An 18659-nucleotide genomic window follows, 5' to 3' on the forward strand; every position below is an offset into this window, starting at 1 on the left:
AAAGCGCGCAATGTGCGTTGTTCCTGCGCGGAATGTGCTTTCGCGTGCGCGGGTCGCCGAGTCGAAGAACGTGGATAGGCTTGCTGCCATGTCCGATCGCCTCCTCGTCAACGCGGTCGGAGCCGTCATCGAGATCGACGCCTCTCAACGCGACGAAGACTTCCGGGCTCGCGCCGCCGCTGCCTGGACGGACGCGCGCTACGAGGGCGATCGAGTCGCCGATGCGGTCGCCGTGGTTCCGGCCGACACGGAGGACGCCGCAGCCCTCTCCGCGCTCTCGACCGACGTCACGATCAAAGCCCTCGCGCACCGCCGACACGACCCGATCTGGATGCTGCATGCTGCCGGTCTCGCCACTGACGACGGTCGCGTCGTGGTCCTCAGTGCGGCATCCGGCACCGGCAAGACGACGGCGGCGCGCCACCTCTCGAAGCGCTACGCGTATGTGAGTGACGAGACCATCGGCATCGACGACACCGGTCGCGTGGTGCCTTACCGCAAGCCACTGTCGATCATCGAACAGGATGCCGTCCCCAAGGCTCAGGTCGCGCTGTCGAGCATCGGCGGCGCGCACCCGCTTCCCGATGAGCTGCGGGTGGCGAAGATCGTCGTGATCGATCGCTCGCCGGAGGGCCCGGAAGCGCCCGAGATCGAACCGCTGGACATCGCGGATGCCCTGGCGCTGCTGGGGCCGCAGACCAGCTATCTCTCCGACGGCCCGGTACCCCTGCAGCGGATCGCTGCGCTGCTCGAAGCCACCGGCGGTGCCGTGCGACTGCGCTACCGGGAGGTGACGGGCATCGACGGGATCATCGATGATCTGCTCGACGTCGAGCCGGCTCCGATTCCGTCGATCGTCACCCGCACCGCACCCGTGGTCGAGACGTCAGTCGCGGACGCATACCGCCGTGCGGAGACGGTCGACGAGCTGGTGCTCGACGGCCGCATCGCCGTGCTGCGGCGGACGCCGACCGGGGGACAGGTGCACGTCCTCGACGGCATCGGCCCGACGATCTGGACCGCGGCCGCAGGGGGGAGCGCGCTCGCTCAGCTCGTCGACGCCGTGGTGAGCGCGCACGGGGAGCCCGCGGATGGAGACCCCGTGACGATCGTGCAGACGGCCGTGCAGGTGCTCATCGCCGACGGGATCCTGCTGCCGCCGACTCAGCCCTGAGAGGGGCCGCAGACCGAGCGGTGACTCAGACCTGAGCGGTGCCGCGCCGGCGTACACCGGGCGCGGCGTCGGGCTCAGTGCTCTCGCTGTCGCCGCCGTCCTTCGCGTAGCGCTCGTAGGCGCCGTAGTACTCGCGGCCGTAGTACGCCGACTCGGCACCCTTGCGGGGCACACGGTTGAGCACCACGCCGAGCACCCGACCCGTCGTGCGCGTGATGTTGTCGATCGCACGCTGCAGCATGTCGAAGGTGGTCTTCCCGGACGAGACGACGACCAGCACGCCGTCTGCGTTCGCGGCCAGCACCGCGGCGTCGGTCACCGGCAGCACCGGCGGGGAGTCCAGGATGACGATCGCCGACTTGCTGATCTCCGCCAGGAAGTCGCGCATCCGCTGCGACCCGAGCAGCTCGCTGGGGTTCGGCGGGATGCGCCCGGCGCCGACGACGGCGAGCGGGATGTCGCGCGAGGGGCGATGCGCCACATCCTGCAGCTCGGCCCGACCCGCGAGCACATCGGTGAGGCCGACGTCGTGGGACATGCCGAAGATGTCGGCGATGACCGGGCGGCGCAGGTCGCAGTCGATGAGGATGGCCCACTGTCCGGCGGCGGCGAGGCTGGAGGCGAGGTTGACCGAGACGGTGGACTTGCCGTCGCCGGGCACGGAACTCGTGACCACGATCACGCGCGGCGGGTTGTCGACGTCGATGAACTGCAGGTTCGTGCGCAGCTCGCGCATCGATTCGATGAGGTGGTGCGACACCCCGTGCTGCGACTCCAGCGAGAAATCGATCACCTGTCGCTCGTCGGCGATCGACTTCTCGAGCGGGAGGGTGCCGATGACGGAGACGCCCGTCTCGCGCTCGATGTCGCGGGGGTGACGCACGCGACGGTCGACGGTGTGCCGCACGAACGCGTAGACGAGACCGAGGGCGAGACCGGCGAGAGCGCCGATGATGACGTTCAGTCGCGTGTTCGGCGACGACGGGGTGCTGGGAAGGCGTGCGGAGTCACCGACGATGAGGGAGATCGCCGCCGGCGTCTCGGCGGTGCCGCCCTCGAGCTTCTCGATCTCGATCGCCATGCCGTCGAGCCAGGCCTGCGCCAGTGCCTGCGCCGACTCGGGCGTCGGCCCGGTGGCGGTGACCTTCAGCGCGGTGGTGTCGACGGGGTTCGTCACCGTGACCCGGTTCACCAGCACGTCGGGCGAGGCGTCGATGTCGAGTTCGTCGATCGCATGCTCGGCGACCGCCCGCCAGGAACCGAGATTGAGGTACGACTTGACCCTGCTCTGAGCGAGCTGGTTGCCCACGAGCGCGGAACCGCTCGTGCCGTCTCCGCCCACGGCAGTCACGATGCCTGTCGTGTCGGCCGAGTACACCCGCGGCTGGAGGGAACTCCAGCCGAACGCGAGGGCCGCACCCACCAGCGTGGCCGCGACGATGACGATCCAATGCGCGCGCAGAATGCGCGCGTAGTCTCTCAGTTCCAACTCTTCATCCCCTCGCACATCCCGCGGGGAGGCCGGGATGCAGACATGAGAATGAGCATACGGCGAACACCCCGCCGCCGGAGGCGCACACGGCTCACGTGAGGGCGGCGCGCACGATTCGTTCGACCTCGACCAGCGCGGGAGTCAGCTCCGCCGCCGACCGCGCGTAGGTCTCACGCGACCGCCGGTATGGGTCGATCACGTCGTCGTCATCCCCGGAGGAGGCGGTGACGCCGCGCTGATCGTTGACAGCACGCAGCACGGCGGCGAACCGCTCGTGGGACGACGAGCCGGCCGCATCGGCGGCAGCGCGGGCGTCGTCGGTGCTCACCGTCGATGCGAGGCGCGCGAACTCGCGGACCGTGAAGGTGCGACGCAGTCGGTTGGGCATCATCTTGACCACGTGCGACCGATGCTCGCGCGCCATGGTGAGGACGAGGTCGGCGTCTTCGAGAAGCGGCTCGACCAGGTAGCGGGCCAGGTGGGCGGATGCCGTCGCGGGATCGACGCCCGCCTGCGCGGCCAGCTCCAGCGCCGGCTCGGGCATGCCGTGACCTACCAGGGCATGGGTGCCCGCGCTGTGGACCCGCACGCCGAGCGGTTCGAGGTCGGCCCGTAGCATGACCTCGGCCAGCGGCGACCGGCAGATGTTGCCGGTGCACACGGTGAGGATCGTGAGGCGTGACGAGGGGGCATCCGACGCCGGTGCGCCCAGGATCGCGGCGAGGGGGGCGGCATCCTCCGTGGGGGCGGATGCGGGGGCGACGGGTGCGGACGGCGCTTCCGGGGCGGTGGCGGAGTTCTGTCGTTCGCGCCATTCCCGGCGGCTCATGCCGGCCGGCGGACCATCGTCGTGCTGCGGGTTCACGCCACCAGCCTAGGGCTCCGTGCAGGCCGCGACGGCAGCATCAGGATGAGCAGCACCGCGATCACGCCACCCGCGAGAGTTCCGAGACTGTTGGCGATCACATCGGAGATCGTGGGGTAGCGCGAGGGCATGAGACCCTGGACCGACTCGATCAGCCCGCTCATCAGGGCGCCGATCAGCACCACCTGCCACAGCCGCAGACGCGACCAGGCGAACGGCAGCAGGAATCCCACCGGGACGAAGAGGGCGACGTTCGCCAGGAACTCGAACACCACGGCGCTCTGGTAGTAGGGAGCGATGCCGGCGTCGGACACCCATCGAGCCATGACGCCGACGAGACCGGTGACCTTCGCCGAGACGTTCGCCGGCAGCCACACCGTGAAGCCGATGAAGAGCAGGTAGCCGACGAGTGCGACCCGCGCCGTCGCAGCCCCGGCGCGGACGGGGGCAGCGGTGGCGGAGGACATCCCGTCATGGTAGCCGCGGCGCCCCGGCGCGACTCTCAGCTTCGGGCGTCGCTCCAGCTCAGCTGCTCGATGTAGCGCAGCAGCACGCCCTCACGCAGTGCCCACGGCGACACCTCGAGCTCCTCCACCTTCAGCGCCGTCATCGCGGCATGCAGCGACACCGCCGCGGCCACGATCTGGAACGTGCGATCCGGGGTGATGCCGGGGAGCTCCTGCCGGGCCGACGCGGGTAGCCGCGCCAGCCGAGGGATCCACGAGCCGAGCGAGGCCCGGGGGAGCAGCATCCGCTCGGTCCCCGACCACCCGGGCGCCGGGTAGCCGACCAGCCGTGCCAGCGAGCGGATGGCCTTCGATGAACCGACGACGTGGTCAGGCCGGGGCAGCGCGGCGAACTGCGGCAGGACCGTGGCGAGCGTCTCGGCGGCGTGGGTGCGCAGCTTCTCGACGTCGGCCTCACCGGGCGGGTCGTTCGGCAGGAACTGCACGGTCATGCGTCCGGCGCCGAGGGGGACGGATGCCGCGGCATCGGGCATCTCCTCCGCGCCCGCGGCGATCTCCAGCGAGCCCCCGCCGATGTCGAGGAGCAGCAGCTGCCCCGCCGACCATCCGACCCAGCGGCGGACGGCGAGGAACGTCAGCTCGGCCTCGGTCTCACCGTCGAGCACCTGCAGCGGCTGCCCGAGAGCCGCCTCGATGCGGGCGATCACGTCGGCTCCGTTGCGCGCATCGCGCACCGCACTCGTGGCCGTCGCGAGCAGCGCATCCACGCGCTCGGTCTCGGCGACGCGACGCGCCTGGGCGACCGCGGCCTCGAGCGCGACCACGCCCTCTTCCGAGATCGCGCCGTCGGGTGTGAGGTAGCGCATCAGGCGCAGCACCGTCCTGTCGCTCGTCGTCGCGAGCGGACGTCCACCGGGGCGGACGTCGGCCGCCAGCATGTGGACGGTGTTGGATCCGATGTCGAGGACTCCCAGGCGCACGGGAAGAGACTACTCGCGCCCGAAGCCATCATCGCGCTCGTATCGTACGGCCGACCTCGGAAACAGGGCGCCGACACGGTTCGTCACACATGGCAACAGATCGACCCGCCCGAAAGGCGACTCACAGCAGATCGATAATCTCGCGCCATGCCCGATAGCGCCGTCCTCCTGCCCATCGCAGCGCTCACCGTCACCCTCGTCGCGTTCGTCGGCATCGCGTTGCTCCGTCGCCGCGGCGCGGGATTCACCTCGCTCGTCCTGATCGCCCTGGGCGTCGGCATCGGGATCGGCATCGGGTTCCGTGACGGCCTCGAGTACGTCGCCGTTCTGGGGGACCTCTACGTGCAGGTGATCACGGCGATCGTGGCTCCGCTGATCTTCATCTCGATCCTGTCCAGCGTCACTTCGCTGGGATCGGCCGTGAAGCTGCGCACGATCGGGTTGTCGAGCGCCTTCTGGCTGCTCCTCACCAACGCGATCGCCATCGTCCTCACCCTCGCCATCGCGCTGAGCGTCGGCCTCGGGCAGGGAGTGCAGCTCGATCTGCAGGAGGGCAGCGGCGACACGCTCACCGGGCTGATCAAGCCGCTCGACGAGGTGCTGCTCGGACTCTTCCCCTCGAACATCGCCGGCGACTTCGTCGGCAACAACATCACCGGCATCATCCTGTTCGCCCTGCTCTTCGCCGTCGCCTACCTGGTCGCCAACCGGAGCGACGACCCGAACCTGCGCTCGTTCAAGAGCGTGATCGACGGCACCAAGAAGGTCATCATGACCGCGGTGGGCTTCATCATCGAGCTCACTCCGTATGCGGTCCTCGCCCTCGTCGCCACGACGACGGCCACCGCCGTCACGCGCATCGAGACCGTGCTGGCGCTGGCGCTCGTTCTGGTGCTGGCACTCGGGATCGCGTTCATCGACGCCTACGTCGTGAACGGCGTGCTGCTGCGAGTCTTCGCCGACGTGAATCCGATCCGGTGGTTCCGCCTCCTCACCCCCGCCCAGTACACGGCGTTCACGACCCAGTCGAGTGTGGGGACGCTCCCGCTGACCATCCCCACCCTCACCCGCAAGGTCGGCGTGCCCGAGGACGTGGCCGCGTTCACCGCTCCGATCGGCACGACCATCGGGATGCCCGGGTGCGCGGGCATCTGGCCGATCATCGTCGCGGTCTTCTCGATCAACGTCCTCGGCATCGAGTACTCGGTGTGGGACTACGTCGCCCTCGCACTCCTCTGCCTGCTGGTCTCGATCGGCACCGCCGGGGTCCCGGGCACCGCCATCATCACCGCCACCGCGGTGCTCAGCGCCTCCGGTCTCCCCATCGAGGTGCTGGTCGTCCTCATCCCGATCAGCGCGGTCGCCGGGACCGCATCGACGATGGCCAACGTCACCGCGGCGGCCACGGCGGCGACCATCGTGGCACGCCGCCTGGGCGTGCTCGACGACGCCGTCTTCCGCGGCGAACGGCGGCCCGTCGAGGCTCCGGCAGAGCCCGCATCGCGGCGGGAGCGTCGGCGCGCGCAGACCGGCCCGACACCCGTCGTCTCCGACCTCGGCATCCCCGCCGACCTCCCCCTCGGGCAGTGCGAGCTGCCCGCCGCCCGTCCGATCCACGAGAGAGTCTCCCGATGAAATCCGTCCGCCGTTCCCGCGTACTGTCCGCCCTCGCGGTTTCCGCCGCCTTCCTGCTCGCCCCGATCGCGATCCCGACCGCTGCACACGCCGCGGGCGACGTCTGCGACCTGTGCTCGATCAACTTCGACCTGGGAGCCTGCGAGGGCCTCGGCGGCTACCCCTACGACTCCACGGTGGAGGCACCCCCGGCGGCGGTCTCCGGCGGCGGCGGCGCGCCCAAGCCCGCGCCGGCTCCGGCTCCCGCTCCCAAGCCGGCGCCAGCCCCCGCTCCGGCGCCCAAGCCCGCGCAGCCACCCGCGACGGGCAACGACAAGCCGGCGGCCGGTACGTCGAACTCCACGACCACGAGCACGAGCACGAGCACGACCCCGGAGAAGGCGGCGGTCGCGGCCACGGTTCCGACGGCTCCGAGCGGCCTCTCCCACGAGATCGACGGAACCACGCTCTCCCTCGCCTGGACGGCTCCGGCCGACGGCGGCTCCGCGCTCACCGGCTACAAGCTGGTCCTGAACGAGGGCACGCCGATCGCCCTTCCGGCAGATGCCACCGAGTACGAGATCGAACTCGGCGAGGGCACCTACGACCTCACGCTGATCGCGACGAACGCCGTGGGCGACTCTCCGGCGTCCGAGTCGATCGCGGGCGTGGAGATCGCCGGCGAGGAGACGGAGACGGCGAAGACCGCTGCGACCGTCACAGCCGAAGCGCCCGTGGAAGCCGGGATCCCCCTGGCGGCGCCGCTGACGCTCGGCGGCATCGTCGTCGTCGCCGGCGGGCTGCTCACCTGGTGGTGGCTGCGTCGTCGCTCCAGCGCGACAGCGACCGTCCCGGCCGCGGCATCCGACGACGGCACCCCCATCCTCTGACCCCAACACACACGTACCGAGAACAGGAAACCTTCATCATGTCCAGAACAGCACGAGGCAGACGTCTCGCCGCGGGGTCCGTCATCGCGGCGCTCGTCGCGGGCGGAGCCGCGGGTCTCACGGCCCTCCCGGCAGCAGCCGCCCCGGTCCCCACCCCGACGTTCGACTACTTCGCCGACACCATCCCGGGCCTCCGCGCCGGCTCGGTTTTCGAGTCCGTGACGTTCGAGCGGTTCGAGAGCCTCCTCAACAGCGACGGCACCTACGCGTTCCTCCTCGGCGGTCCGAGCGATCCGACCACCGTCGCCACCGCGGCGCAGATCGACCAGGTCGCTCAGCAGTACGGCGTCGACGCGATCTACACGTTCGATCCACTGCTGGACGGTGCCTCCGTCGACATCCGGACCTTCGTCACTGGGGTCACTGGCGAGGCCGCTGGCGCGCTCTACACGCGCCTCGTCGACGGGTACCTGAACAAGGACACGACCCCCGAGTTCGGCGCAGGCACCGACCCCTACCTCTTCGTCTACGACGGCGACCGCCGCGTGGAGGGCGTCGAGGACCGCATCGTCTCGTCGCTCGGCGGCAGTGAGGACACCACCTCGGCGGCGACGGACGGGTACCGCCAGAAAGTGGCATCGGTGTTCGAGGCCGTCGCCGTGAACGGCCATGCGACGCTGGACACCCAGTCGCAGTACGAGTTCTTCTCGACCGCGGTCAACTCCCGCCACCGTGCGGCGTACAGCACCAACCTCACCGCGTACGGCGAGACCATCTTCACGGACGCCGACGCCGATGACTTCGTGCTGCAGTCGATCACGTACCCGGAGCTCGTCGACCTGCTCGAGGCGGACGGGGAGCACACGATCCTGTTCGGCGGCACCTGGTGCCACAACACCCGCGCCGTGATCCGCGACGTGAACCACAAGGCCGCGGAGTCCGGCGTGCAGACCGTGTACGTGTTCGACCTGCGCCTCGACGGCTGGAGCGGGGCGAACGCGCACATCCGCGACTCCAACTCGTCGATCGCGCACCTCTACGGTGACCTGGTGCAGAAGCACCTCCCGAACCTCCAGACCCAGTACGTCCTGAACGGCAGCGCCGGCCAGCGGGTCGAGTACCACCCGGGCGGCGACACCGCGGCGGAGAAGGTCGCGGCCCGCAAGCTGCAGGTTCCGTACCTCTTCGACTACGACGGCTCCGACACGGCTGCCCCCATCACGAAGAACTGGATCCAGGACAACGGCGAGGCGGGCTTCCGCGAGTACATGACCGAATGGTGGTGGATCTCCGACCTGCAGGGCCCCGCGAAGCGGCCGAATCAGACCGATGAGCAGTACGAGGCCGGTCGCCTCGCGAACCTCGCGTTCGCCGATGAGGCGCTCGCGAAGCTCGATCAGTTCTTCGGACTCGGGGTCGAGCCCGTGGTGACCGCTCCCGCGGCGCCGTCGGCTCCGACGGTGACCGCTGTGGGCGATGCCGTCACGGTCAGCTGGGCCGCCCCGGCATCCGACGGCGGATCGCCGCTCACCGGATACTCCGTCACGCTCGGTGCCACCACCGTCGAGATCGCGGCGGGCGTCGCCAGCCACACCTTCACCGGGGTCCCGGTCGGCACCCACACGGCGTCGGTGACGGCGCGGAACGAGATCGGGAGCTCGCCGGCTTCCGCCACCGCCTCCGTCACCGTGGGCGGCGACCAGCCCGGCGGCGGTGAGCCGGGCAGCGGCGAGGGGGAGCTTCCCGCAACGGGTGACGCCTCGGTCACCGTGACGGGCGATCTGCGCCCCGGCGGCGAGATCAGGGTGCAAGGAGAAGGGGTCGACCCCGACTCCGACGCCGTGCGCATCGAGCTGCACTCCACGCCCACGGTGCTCGGCAGCACGACCGCCGCGGCCGACGGCACGTTCGCGCTGAACGCCACGATCCCGGCATCCGTCCCGGCTGGTGGCCACGCGGTCGTCGTGTTCGTCGACGGCGTCGAGGTGGCTCGCACCTCCGTGACGCTGGGGGCATCGGGGCTGGCCAACACGGGAGCTGATGCCGGGCTGCTGATCGCCGGCGGCGTGACCGCCCTGGTCCTGCTCGGTGCTGGCGGTCTGCTGGTGGCTCGCCGTCGAGCGGCGTCGGCATCCTGACGCACGCACGTCGCATCCGGACGCCCCTTCCCTCCCGCGGGGTAAGGGGCGTCCGGCGCGTCACGCGTGCGAGCACGCGGATACGATGTACTCCGTGACCACCGTCGACCCCACGCTGCCGCTGTCGCCCTATCGGGAGATCGGCCGCGCGGAATGGGCCCGGCTCGCCGCCGGACTCGAGCAGCCCCTCACCGAAACCGAGGTCGTGGAGCTGCGCGGCATCGGCGACCGGCTCTCCCTCACCGAGGTGCGCGAGGTGTACCTGCCGCTGAGCCGCCTGCTCAGCCTCTACGCGACCGCCACCAAGCGTCTGGGGGCGGCCACGTCGTCGTTCCTCCAGGAGGACGACACGACCACCCCGTTCGTCGTCGGCGTCGCCGGGTCGGTCGCGGTCGGCAAGTCGACCATCGCGCGCCTGCTGCGCGAGCTCATGAGCCGCTGGCCCGGCACTCCGCGTGTCGAGCTGGTCACCACCGACGGCTTCCTCTACCCGAACGCCGAACTCGAGCGCCGCGGGATCATGGATCGCAAGGGCTTCCCAGAGTCGTACGACCGCCGCGCGCTGATCGAGTTCCTCACGAACGTCAAGAGCGGCGCGACCGAGGTGCGCGCTCCCTTCTATTCGCACATGCGCTACGACATCGTGCCTGACGCCAACGTCGTCGTCCGTCGTCCCGATGTGGTCATCGTCGAGGGCCTCAATGTCCTCCAGCCGCCGCCCGCGCCGAACGACGTCGCCGTGAGTGACCTCTTCGACTTCTCGATCTTCGTCGACGCGGACACCTCGCACATCGAGAAGTGGTACGTCGACCGCTTCCTCGCCCTCCGCCAGGCCGCGTTCGCCAACCCGTCGTCCTACTTCAACGTGTTCGCGCACCTCACGGACGAGGAGGCGATCACCACTGCACTCGGATATTGGAATGAGATCAACATGCCCAACCTCGTCGAGAACGTGATGCCGACGCGGCACCGTGCGCGACTGGTCCTGCGCAAGGGCGCGGATCACGACGTGGAGACCGTGCTGCTGCGCAAACTCTGAGCGCCGTTCGGGGCGGGAGAATGTACGGACGACTCGCAAAAAACCCGCCTTACTCTTGATCCCATGTGTGGAATCGTCGGATACGTGGGCCCGCGCCCCAGCCAGGACATCCTTCTCGCCGGTCTTGCCCGCCTCGAGTACCGCGGCTATGACTCCGCGGGCGTCGCCGTGATCGACGGGGACGGCTCACTCGGCATGCGCAAGAAGGCGGGCAAGCTCGCCATGCTGCGCGACTCGCTCGCCGACGCGCCGCTGCCCGACGGGTCGACCGGCATCGGTCACACCCGCTGGGCGACGCACGGTGGACCGACCGACGTCAACGCGCACCCGCACCTGGCCGACGACGACAAGCTCGCCGTGATCCACAACGGCATCATCGAGAACTTCTCGGCCCTGCGGGAGGAACTGCTCGCCGATGGCGTGGTGTTCCGCAGCGAGACCGACACCGAGGTCGCGGCGGCCCTGCTCGGGCGTGAGTACGCGGGCAACGGCGGCAACCTGCAGCTGGCCTTCCGCAGCGTCGTGAACCGTCTCGAGGGCGCGTTCACCCTGCTGGCGATGCACCAGGACCACCCCGGTCTCGTGGTCGGCGCCCGCCGCAACTCCCCGCTCGTGATCGGACTCGGCGAGGGTGAGAACTTCCTCGGCTCCGATGTCGCCGCCTTCATCGAATACACCCGCAAGGCGCTGTCGATCGGACAGGACCAGATCGTCTCGATCACGCCGGAGGCCGTCACGGTCACCGACTTCGCCGGCACGCCCGTCGAGGCCGAGCCGTTCGACGTGTCGTGGGATGCCGCCGCCGCCGAGAAGGGCGGATGGTCGAGCTTCATGGCCAAGGAGGTCTCGGAGCAGCCCGAGGCCGTCGCGAACACGATCCGCGGACGCATCCAGGACGGCCAGGTCGTCATCCCCGAGCTCGACGGACTCGACGAGCTGTTCGTCGGCATCAACCGTGTCATCATCACCGCCTGCGGCACGGCGTCGTATGCCGCGCTCGTCGGCAAGTACGCGATCGAGCAGTGGGCACGCGTCGCCGTCGACGTCGAGCTCGCGCACGAGTTCCGCTACCGCGACCCGGTGATCGGCGCCGACACCCTCGTCGTCTCGATCAGCCAGTCCGGCGAGACCATGGACACGCTGATGGCCGTGAAGTACGCCCGCGAGCGCGGCGCACGCACGCTGTCGGTCTGCAACACGCAGGGCGCCACGATTCCCCGCGAGTCGGATGCCGTCGTCTACACCCACGCCGGCCCCGAGGTCGCCGTCGCGTCGACCAAGGCGTTCTCGGCGCAGATCACCGCGCTGCTGCTGCTCGGCCTGCACATGGGCCGTGTGCGCGGAGCGATCGCCGACGCGTCGACCGACGTCGCCGAGCTCGCAGCTCTCCCGGAGAAGATCGCGAAGGTCCTCGAGAGCGAGCAGGAGCACGTGACGCAGCTCGCCGGCTGGATGGCGGACACCCGCTCGGTGCTGTTCCTCGGTCGCCACGTGGGCTACCCGATCGCGCTCGAGGGTGCGCTCAAGCTCAAGGAGATCTCGTACATCCACGCCGAGGGCTTCGCCGCCGGCGAGCTCAAGCACGGACCGATCGCGCTCATCGAGCCGGGACAGCCGGTGTTCGTGCTGGTGCCGTCTCCGCGTCACTCCGCGCTCGTGCACTCGAAGGTCGTCTCGAACATCCAGGAGATCCGCGCTCGCGGCGCCCGGGTGATCGTGATCGCCGAAGAGGGCGACGCGGCCGTGCTGCCGTTCGCCGACGAGGTCATCCACATCCCGCTGGCCGGTGCGATGTTCGAGCCGCTGCTCGCCGTCGTCCCGCTGCAGATCTTCGCGATGGCACTCGCCACCGCCAAGGGACTCGACGTCGACCAGCCCCGCAACCTCGCGAAGTCGGTCACGGTCGAGTAAGCCCGTCTTCACGTCGCACGAATGGCCTTGTTTCCACGGAGACGAGGCCATTCGCACGATTCCGATGCGACGCATGCTCGCTAGGCTGAACGGGTGATCATCGGCACCGGCATCGACCTCGTGGACATCCCGCGATTCGAACGGACGATGACCCGAACGCCCCGCCTCAGGGAGCGGCTCTTCGCCCCCTCCGAGCGCACGCTGCGCCTTCCCTCGCTCGCCGCGAGATACGCCGCCAAAGAGGCGCTCATCAAGGCGCTGGGCGGTTCAGACGGCGTGCACTGGACCGAGATCGAGATCGCCTCCGAGCCGTCGGGACGCCCGCACTTCGTCCTCACCGGTTCGACCGCCGCGGTCGTCGAGGAGCGCGGCATCCGTACTCTGCATCTGACCCTCACCCATGACGCCGGCCTGGCCGCGGCGTTCGTCGTCGCCGAAGGAGCCCCGCTGTGACCGTCCCCTTCCGCGAGGCGTCCATCGATCTCGACGCGATCGCCGACAACGTGCGGCACTTCCGCCGACTCACCGGCGTCGAGGTCATCGCCGTCGTCAAGGCCAACGCCTACGGGCACGGCGCCGCAGCCACCGCTGTAGCCGCGCTCTCGGCTGGTGCCACGCGCCTCGGCGTCGCCGAGATCCCCGAGGCGCTCGAACTGCGCAGGCAGGGCGTGCACGCGCCCCTCATGGCGTGGCTGCACGCGCCGGGGGAGAGGTTCGAGCACGCGGCCGCGCAGGACATCGAGCTCGGCATCTCCTCGTTCGACCAGCTCGAAGCGGCTGCCGCGGCGGCCACGGTCGACCGCCCGGTGGGCGTGCACCTGAAGTTCGAGACCGGGCTGTCACGCAACGGCATCGCCCCGGCCGACTGGGGGCGTGTGCTCGCCGAGGCCGCGCGCCTCGAACGCATCGGACGGCTGCGCATCGTCGGGCTGTTCAGCCACCTCTCGAACACCTCGGCAGACGACGACAGGGCCGCGCTCGCGAAGTTCGAGGAAGGTGTCGCCGCGGCCGCATCCTTCGGCATCCACCCGGAGATCCGCCACATCGCCGCCACGGCCGCCGCCATCGACCTGCCCGAGATGCGACTCGACGCCGTGCGCATCGGGGTCGGCCTGTTCGGCCTGTCCCCCTTCGACGACCGCAGTTCCGCCGAACTCGGGCTGCGACCCGCCATGACCCTCCGCGGAGCGATCGCCGCCGTGCGCAGAGTGCCGGCGGGCACGGGCGTCTCGTACGGCTACGACCACCGCACCGACCGGGACACGACGCTGGTCCTCGTCCCGCTCGGATACGCCGACGGTGTGCCGCGGAATGCCTCGGGGCGACTCCCCGTCTCGATCGCCGGACGCCGCTTCGCGAACGTCGGGCGGATCGCGATGGATCAGTTCGTCGTCGACGTCGGCGATACCCCGGTCTCGATCGGCGACGAGGTCGTGCTCTTCGGCGACCCCACGCTCGGGGTACCCTCCGCCGCCGATTGGGCTGCGGCGGCCGACACCATCAACTACGAGATCGTCACGCGCATCGGTCCCCGCGTCCCCCGGCGGGCATCATGAGCGTCGACCCGGCCTTCCTCGGCCGGCGGGAGATCGCGACGACCGAGGCGATGGAGCAGCTGGGCCTCCGCATCGGCGAGCAGCTGGAGGCGGGCGACCTGCTCATCCTCACCGGCCCTCTCGGCGCCGGGAAGACCACCTTCACCCGCGGCCTCGCCGAGGGGCTCGGGGTGCGCGGACCCGTGCAGAGTCCGACCTTCGTGATCGCGCGCACGCATCCGTCGCTCACCGGCCGGGCTCCGCTCGTGCACGTCGATGCCTACCGCCTGGGCTCCGCTGCGGAGCTCGACGACCTCGACCTGGACCTGGAGCATTCGGTGGTCGTGATCGAGTGGGGACGCGGCATGGCCGAAGAGCTCGCCGATTCGTGGTGGGACATCGAGCTCGAGCGGCCGGTCGGCGCCTCCGACCTCGACCCCGCAGAGCTCGACCCCGCAGAGCTCGACGCCGACGCTCCGCGGATCGTCACGATCGTGCGCGAGGGCATCACGTGACGGCGGCTGTGCGCCCGCCGCTCGTCGCCGTCATCATCGAAGACGACCCGGGTGTGCGCTCGCTCCTCGACGAGGTGTTCCTCGCCGCCGGTTTCGAGACCCACCTCGCCGGTTCCGGGCCGGAGGGCATCGCCGCGATCGAGGAACACCAGCCGGTGATCACGACCCTCGACATCAATCTCCCCGGCATCGACGGGTTCGAGGTCGCGAGACGCATCCGCCGGGTGAGCGACACGTTCATCATCATGCTGTCCGCGCTCTCCGACGAGTCGGACGTGGTCCTCGGGCTCACCTCCGGTGCGGACGAGTACCTCGTGAAGCCGTTCCGGCCCCGAGAGCTGCGCGCGCGGATCGAGGCGCTCCTCCGACGCCCCCGGATCGTCGACACGCGCCCGGACCCGACGCCGGCCCCGGCCGTCGTGCACGAGCCGGGGACGGAAGGCGCCACCGTCTTGACCTGGCGGGGCCTGGTGCACCGCGACCTCAGCGTCGACCTGGACACGCGGCTCGTGCTGATCGGGCAGAAGCGGATCGACCTCACACCCACGGAGTTCGACCTGCTCGCCGCCATCCTCGAAGCGAAGCTCCGGGTGCGCAGCAAAGCGGACCTCGCGCGCGGGCTGCGCGGCGCTCCCGACGGCTCCACCGACTACGTGAGCGAGCCGGACAAGCGCGCGATCGAGACGCACATCGCGAATCTGCGGCGCAAACTCGGCGACAGCTCTGCGCGACCGCGCTACATCGAGACAGTCCGCGGCGTGGGCTATCGCCTCGCTCCCGCCGATGACACGGCGACCTGACTGGGGCGGGGCCGCGGCTCCCCAGCCGCGGCCCCGGTGCCTGCGAATCCCCATTCGCGTGGCCCCAGCGTCTGCGTTGTTCCCCAGTCGCAGTGTCGGCCCCCACTCAGAATGCTAGGGCTGCGGGGACGCCTGAAGAGCTGGCACCCGCGATCTTTGAGTAATCTTGCGGTAAAGCTGAGGTTCTTGGGGGAGGGCGAGCGTCGATGATCCGTACTGTGTCGATCTGGCGCTGGCAATTGGTCTTCACCGGCAGCATGGTGGCGATCGTCGTGATGGTCGCAGCATTCAAGCCGCAGACTCTCGGCATACCCTTCTTCCTCGCGGGGATCACGCTGATCGTCGTCACGACCATCGCGACGCTGCTCGTCCCGTGGCACCGCCTCCCACCGAACGCGGTGATCGTCGTGCCGTTCCTCGACGCGCTCGCGGTGGGCTTGACCACCAACGCTCCCGACCTGCGGCTCGGGTTCCTGTGGGTCTTCCCGGTCGTGTGGCTGGCGTCATACTTCACCATGCCGTGGGTGGTGGGAGGCATCGCCTTCATCGGACTCTGTCTGGCGGTGTTCTCCGATCGCACCGGCACGCCGGCCGACGTGCTGCTGCGCGTGCTCACCGCGATCATCACGCTCGGCTTCCTCGGGGTGACGGTCCGCATCGGAGCGCAGCGGGCGCGCGCCTCCCGGCGGCTCCTCCAGCGTCGCTCCGAGCAGATCAACCGCGCCGCGGAGCGTGCCGAGACCAACCAGCAGCGGGTGACGCAGATCATCGATGCGCTCGGGGTGGCCCTCGTCGTGGTCACGGCGGAGGGACGCATCCTGCAGATGAACGATGCCTACCGGGTGCTGTACGGGCGGGATCGCTTCGGAGCCGCACTGCCCACGGCGGCCGTGGAGTACGACGGACGGCGCGGCGCGACCGTGCCCCCCGAGCGCACGACCCTCGCCAGGGCGGCCGCCGGCGAGCAGCTGCAGGACGAGCGCGTCTGGCTCTTCGACGGCACCGGCAAGTGGCGTGCGCTGGAGGTGACGACGCAGACGGTGGCAAGCGCGAAGGCGCGCGACCAGATCACGCTCGTCGTCATCGACGACGTCACGATGCTCCTCGAAGCAGCAGAGGAGCGCCGCGCACTCACCGCGATCGTCTCCCACGAGCTGCGCAATCCCCTCACCGCGATCGTCGGCCACGTCGACCTGCTGCGCGAGCGCGAGGATCTGCCGGGCCGGGTCCCCGCGCAGCTCGAGGTCATCGCCAATGCCGGAGAGCGGATGCAGGAGCTCGTGACGACCATGCTGGACCAGACCGTGCCGCCGACCGAGGACCCGTTCGAGCCTGTGGACCTTCGTCAGATCTTCGATGCCGCCGCCGCATCCGCTGCGCCGCTGATCGCGGTGAATCGCCAGGTGCTGGAAATCGTCGGCGTGGATGCCCTCATCATCCACGGGGATGCCTTCCGGCTGCGTCAGGTGCTCGACAATCTGCTCAGCAACGCCGTCAAGTACACGCCCTCCGGTGGGCGCATCACGGCCCGGCTGCGGGCGATGAGTGCGCAGGCCGAGCTCGTCCTCTCCGACACGGGCATGGGCATCGCGCCGGATGAGCTGCCCCGGCTGTTCGAACCGTACTTCCGTTCCGACGCCGCCATCCGCGGCGGCATCGCCGGCACCGGTCTCGGCATGGGCATCGCCCGCGAGATCGTGGTCGCCCACGAGGGCACCATCGAGGTCACGAGCGAGGTGGGGCAGGGCACCACCGTCACACTCCGTTTTCCCCGCCGTCGTAAGAAAGAGGTGCAGGCATGACGCCTCTCGTGCCCGTGAACGTCGACATCACCACGAGCATGGTCGCGGTCGTCACTGTCCTGACGGTGCTGGTGCTCGGCCTCGCCACACTCGCCCGCCCTTCGCGGGCGACGGTGATCTGGGGAGCCGCGTTCGGGCTCGGCATGCTCGGCGCATACCTCTGGCTCGCGGGGCACCAGAACGACTTCCAGCCGCTTCGCAGTGCGGCATCGGCGCTGCTGCTCTGCTTCGAACCGCTGATCTGGATCGGTCTGCGGGTGCACCTCGGACGACGCGCTCCCTGGTGGATCGTGGTGGTGTTCGTGGCCGTCGCTCCCGTGTTGCTCGTCGCGACATCGGACTCGCCCTGGTATCTGTCCGCTTTCAACCTCGTCTTCGTCGGCAGCGGCGTCTTCGCCGGTCTCGTCGCCTACGAGCTGCTGCGCAGGCAGCCGGTCTCGCGGGACATCATTCTCCCGCTCGCCCTGGCGTCCTGCGGCTTCGTGATCGTGTCGGTCGCCAGCGCGGTCAGTGCGCTCACGATCGGCACGGCGAGCTCCGCGGAGCAGCTGGACGCCCTGCGCGGCATGAACGCCGTCGGCACCATCGTGGTGTCGACCTGCGCGGCCTTCACGCTCGTGCTGCTGGTGCGGGCGGGGGAGTCCCGACCCACCGAGACGGATGGGGTCGCGCAGCGCGCCCGTCGGCGGCTCCGGAAGGCGGAGGCGCAGAACGACCACGGCTGGTCGATTCTCGAGGTGCGTCTGGACGACCCCGCCGACCTCCGCGAGGCGATGTCGGGCTCGGAGTTCGCACGCATCGTCGATCGCTTCCACGACGACATCCAGGAGGCGCTCCCGCCGCTGGCCGATGCCGAGCGTATCGCCGACGACCGTGCCGTCGTGGTGATCCGTGCGAGCGATGAAGCGGTCAGGTTCCATGTCAGGGCGGTGCTGAGCCGGATCTCCGACATCGACCACGACCGGGCCGTCGGTGGCGTCCGCGCCTCCGCCAGTATCGGGTGGGCCACGGCCGACACCTGCGGCTACGACTACGACGTGCTGGTGGCCGCTGCAGGACGGGCGGCGGCGCGGGCACGAGAGGCCGGTGGCGATCAGTGGAAGCGAGCGGCCGAGGCCGACGCGACGGTCGCCTGAGAGGTTGAGGTCGTCGACGGCGGACGACGATCCTCCGTCCGTATGCGGGTCAGGACGGGCGCGACTCGCGGCCACGGGCGAGGGCGGCGACGATCGCATCCTCGGCATCGGCGCCGGTCTCGGCAGCGGCAGACACGTTCTCCGCGACCACGGCCTCGATGATCTCGGTCCGCTGGATGCGCGTCTCTCGCGGCGCCTTCACGCCGATCCGCACGCTGTCGCCCTTGATCTCGAGCAGCGTGATCTCGATGTCGCCGTCGATGCGCACGCTCTCACCGATCCGCCTCGTCAAAACCAGCAT

At 69.9% G+C, this 18659-nt stretch carries 17 protein-coding genes; 12 read left to right on the forward strand and 5 right to left on the reverse strand.

Annotated features, from left to right (window positions below; all coding sequences use genetic code 11):
• Nucleotides 1-88 precede the first annotated feature (88 nt).
• Nucleotides 89-1174 (forward strand): hypothetical protein, encoded by a 1086-nt coding sequence (locus ACCO44_RS04685; RefSeq protein ID WP_372468647.1) that lies wholly within the window; start codon nt 89-91, stop codon nt 1172-1174.
• Nucleotides 1175-1199: 25 nt separating this feature from the next.
• Here ACCO44_RS04685 and ACCO44_RS04690 read toward each other — a convergent pair whose 3' ends face one another.
• From ACCO44_RS04690 to ACCO44_RS04705, 4 genes are all read right to left on the reverse strand, one after another.
• A complete protein-coding gene (locus ACCO44_RS04690) occupies nt 1200-2663 on the reverse strand; it encodes a polysaccharide biosynthesis tyrosine autokinase (protein WP_372468648.1) in 1464 nt (487 codons plus the stop codon).
• 94 nt (nt 2664-2757) lie between these two features.
• Nucleotides 2758-3531: a low molecular weight phosphatase family protein gene (locus ACCO44_RS04695; protein ID WP_372468650.1), complete on the reverse strand. Its 774-nt coding sequence runs from the start codon at nt 3529-3531 to the stop codon at nt 2758-2760.
• Nucleotides 3528-3998: a VanZ family protein gene (locus ACCO44_RS04700; RefSeq protein ID WP_051662302.1), complete on the reverse strand. Its 471-nt coding sequence runs from the start codon at nt 3996-3998 to the stop codon at nt 3528-3530. Before ACCO44_RS04700 ends, ACCO44_RS04695 begins: the two co-directional genes overlap by 4 nt.
• A 35-nt stretch (nt 3999-4033) precedes the next feature.
• Nucleotides 4034-4978 carry a Ppx/GppA phosphatase family protein gene (locus ACCO44_RS04705; protein WP_372468651.1) on the reverse strand — a complete coding sequence of 315 codons (945 nt, stop codon included), beginning with the start codon at nt 4976-4978 and terminating at the stop codon, nt 4034-4036.
• A gap of 147 nt (nt 4979-5125) precedes the next feature.
• Here ACCO44_RS04705 and ACCO44_RS04710 point away from each other — a divergent pair, with 147 nt between their 5' ends.
• From ACCO44_RS04710 to ACCO44_RS04760, 11 genes are all read left to right on the forward strand, one after another.
• A complete protein-coding gene (locus tag ACCO44_RS04710; RefSeq protein ID WP_372468653.1) occupies nt 5126-6613 on the forward strand; it encodes a dicarboxylate/amino acid:cation symporter in 1488 nt (495 codons plus the stop codon).
• Complete coding sequence (locus ACCO44_RS04715; protein WP_372468655.1) at nt 6610-7482, forward strand: fibronectin type III domain-containing protein; 873 nt, start codon at nt 6610-6612, stop codon at nt 7480-7482. Before ACCO44_RS04710 ends, ACCO44_RS04715 begins: the two co-directional genes overlap by 4 nt.
• Before the next feature lie 38 nt (nt 7483-7520).
• Nucleotides 7521-9620 carry a fibronectin type III domain-containing protein gene (locus tag ACCO44_RS04720; protein WP_372468658.1) on the forward strand — a complete coding sequence of 700 codons (2100 nt, stop codon included), beginning with the start codon at nt 7521-7523 and terminating at the stop codon, nt 9618-9620.
• Between the two features lie 85 nt (nt 9621-9705).
• A complete protein-coding gene (gene coaA / locus ACCO44_RS04725) occupies nt 9706-10659 on the forward strand; it encodes a type I pantothenate kinase (RefSeq protein WP_091035079.1) in 954 nt (317 codons plus the stop codon).
• 63 nt (nt 10660-10722) lie between these two features.
• On the forward strand, nt 10723-12570 hold the full coding sequence (gene glmS, locus ACCO44_RS04730; protein WP_029261111.1) for a glutamine--fructose-6-phosphate transaminase (isomerizing): 1848 nt from the start codon (nt 10723-10725) through the stop codon (nt 12568-12570).
• Between the two features lie 93 nt (nt 12571-12663).
• Nucleotides 12664-13023, forward strand: a complete 360-nt coding sequence (locus ACCO44_RS04735) for a holo-ACP synthase (protein WP_029261110.1) — start codon at nt 12664-12666, stop codon at nt 13021-13023.
• Nucleotides 13020-14126 carry an alanine racemase gene (gene alr, locus ACCO44_RS04740; RefSeq protein ID WP_372468661.1) on the forward strand — a complete coding sequence of 369 codons (1107 nt, stop codon included), beginning with the start codon at nt 13020-13022 and terminating at the stop codon, nt 14124-14126. Before ACCO44_RS04735 ends, alr begins: the two co-directional genes overlap by 4 nt.
• Nucleotides 14123-14620, forward strand: coding sequence for a tRNA (adenosine(37)-N6)-threonylcarbamoyltransferase complex ATPase subunit type 1 TsaE (gene tsaE / locus ACCO44_RS04745; RefSeq protein WP_029261108.1), 498 nt, complete (start codon nt 14123-14125; stop codon nt 14618-14620). Before alr ends, tsaE begins: the two co-directional genes overlap by 4 nt.
• On the forward strand, nt 14617-15420 hold the full coding sequence (locus tag ACCO44_RS04750; RefSeq protein WP_105711650.1) for a response regulator transcription factor: 804 nt from the start codon (nt 14617-14619) through the stop codon (nt 15418-15420). The genes tsaE and ACCO44_RS04750 overlap by 4 nt, the downstream gene beginning before the upstream one ends.
• A gap of 206 nt (nt 15421-15626) precedes the next feature.
• Nucleotides 15627-17222 (forward strand): ATP-binding protein, encoded by a 1596-nt coding sequence (locus ACCO44_RS04755; protein ID WP_372468663.1) that lies wholly within the window; start codon nt 15627-15629, stop codon nt 17220-17222.
• Nucleotides 17219-18358 carry a hypothetical protein gene (locus tag ACCO44_RS04760; protein WP_372468664.1) on the forward strand — a complete coding sequence of 380 codons (1140 nt, stop codon included), beginning with the start codon at nt 17219-17221 and terminating at the stop codon, nt 18356-18358. Before ACCO44_RS04755 ends, ACCO44_RS04760 begins: the two co-directional genes overlap by 4 nt.
• 49 nt (nt 18359-18407) lie before the next feature.
• On the opposite strand, the gene csrA is transcribed toward ACCO44_RS04760, so the two are convergent.
• Nucleotides 18408-18659, reverse strand: a complete 252-nt coding sequence (gene csrA, locus ACCO44_RS04765; RefSeq protein WP_105711647.1) for a carbon storage regulator CsrA — start codon at nt 18657-18659, stop codon at nt 18408-18410.

Source organism: Microbacterium maritypicum (assembly GCF_041529975.1).
In the GTDB taxonomy this organism is placed as follows: Bacteria; Actinomycetota; Actinomycetes; order Actinomycetales; family Microbacteriaceae; genus Microbacterium.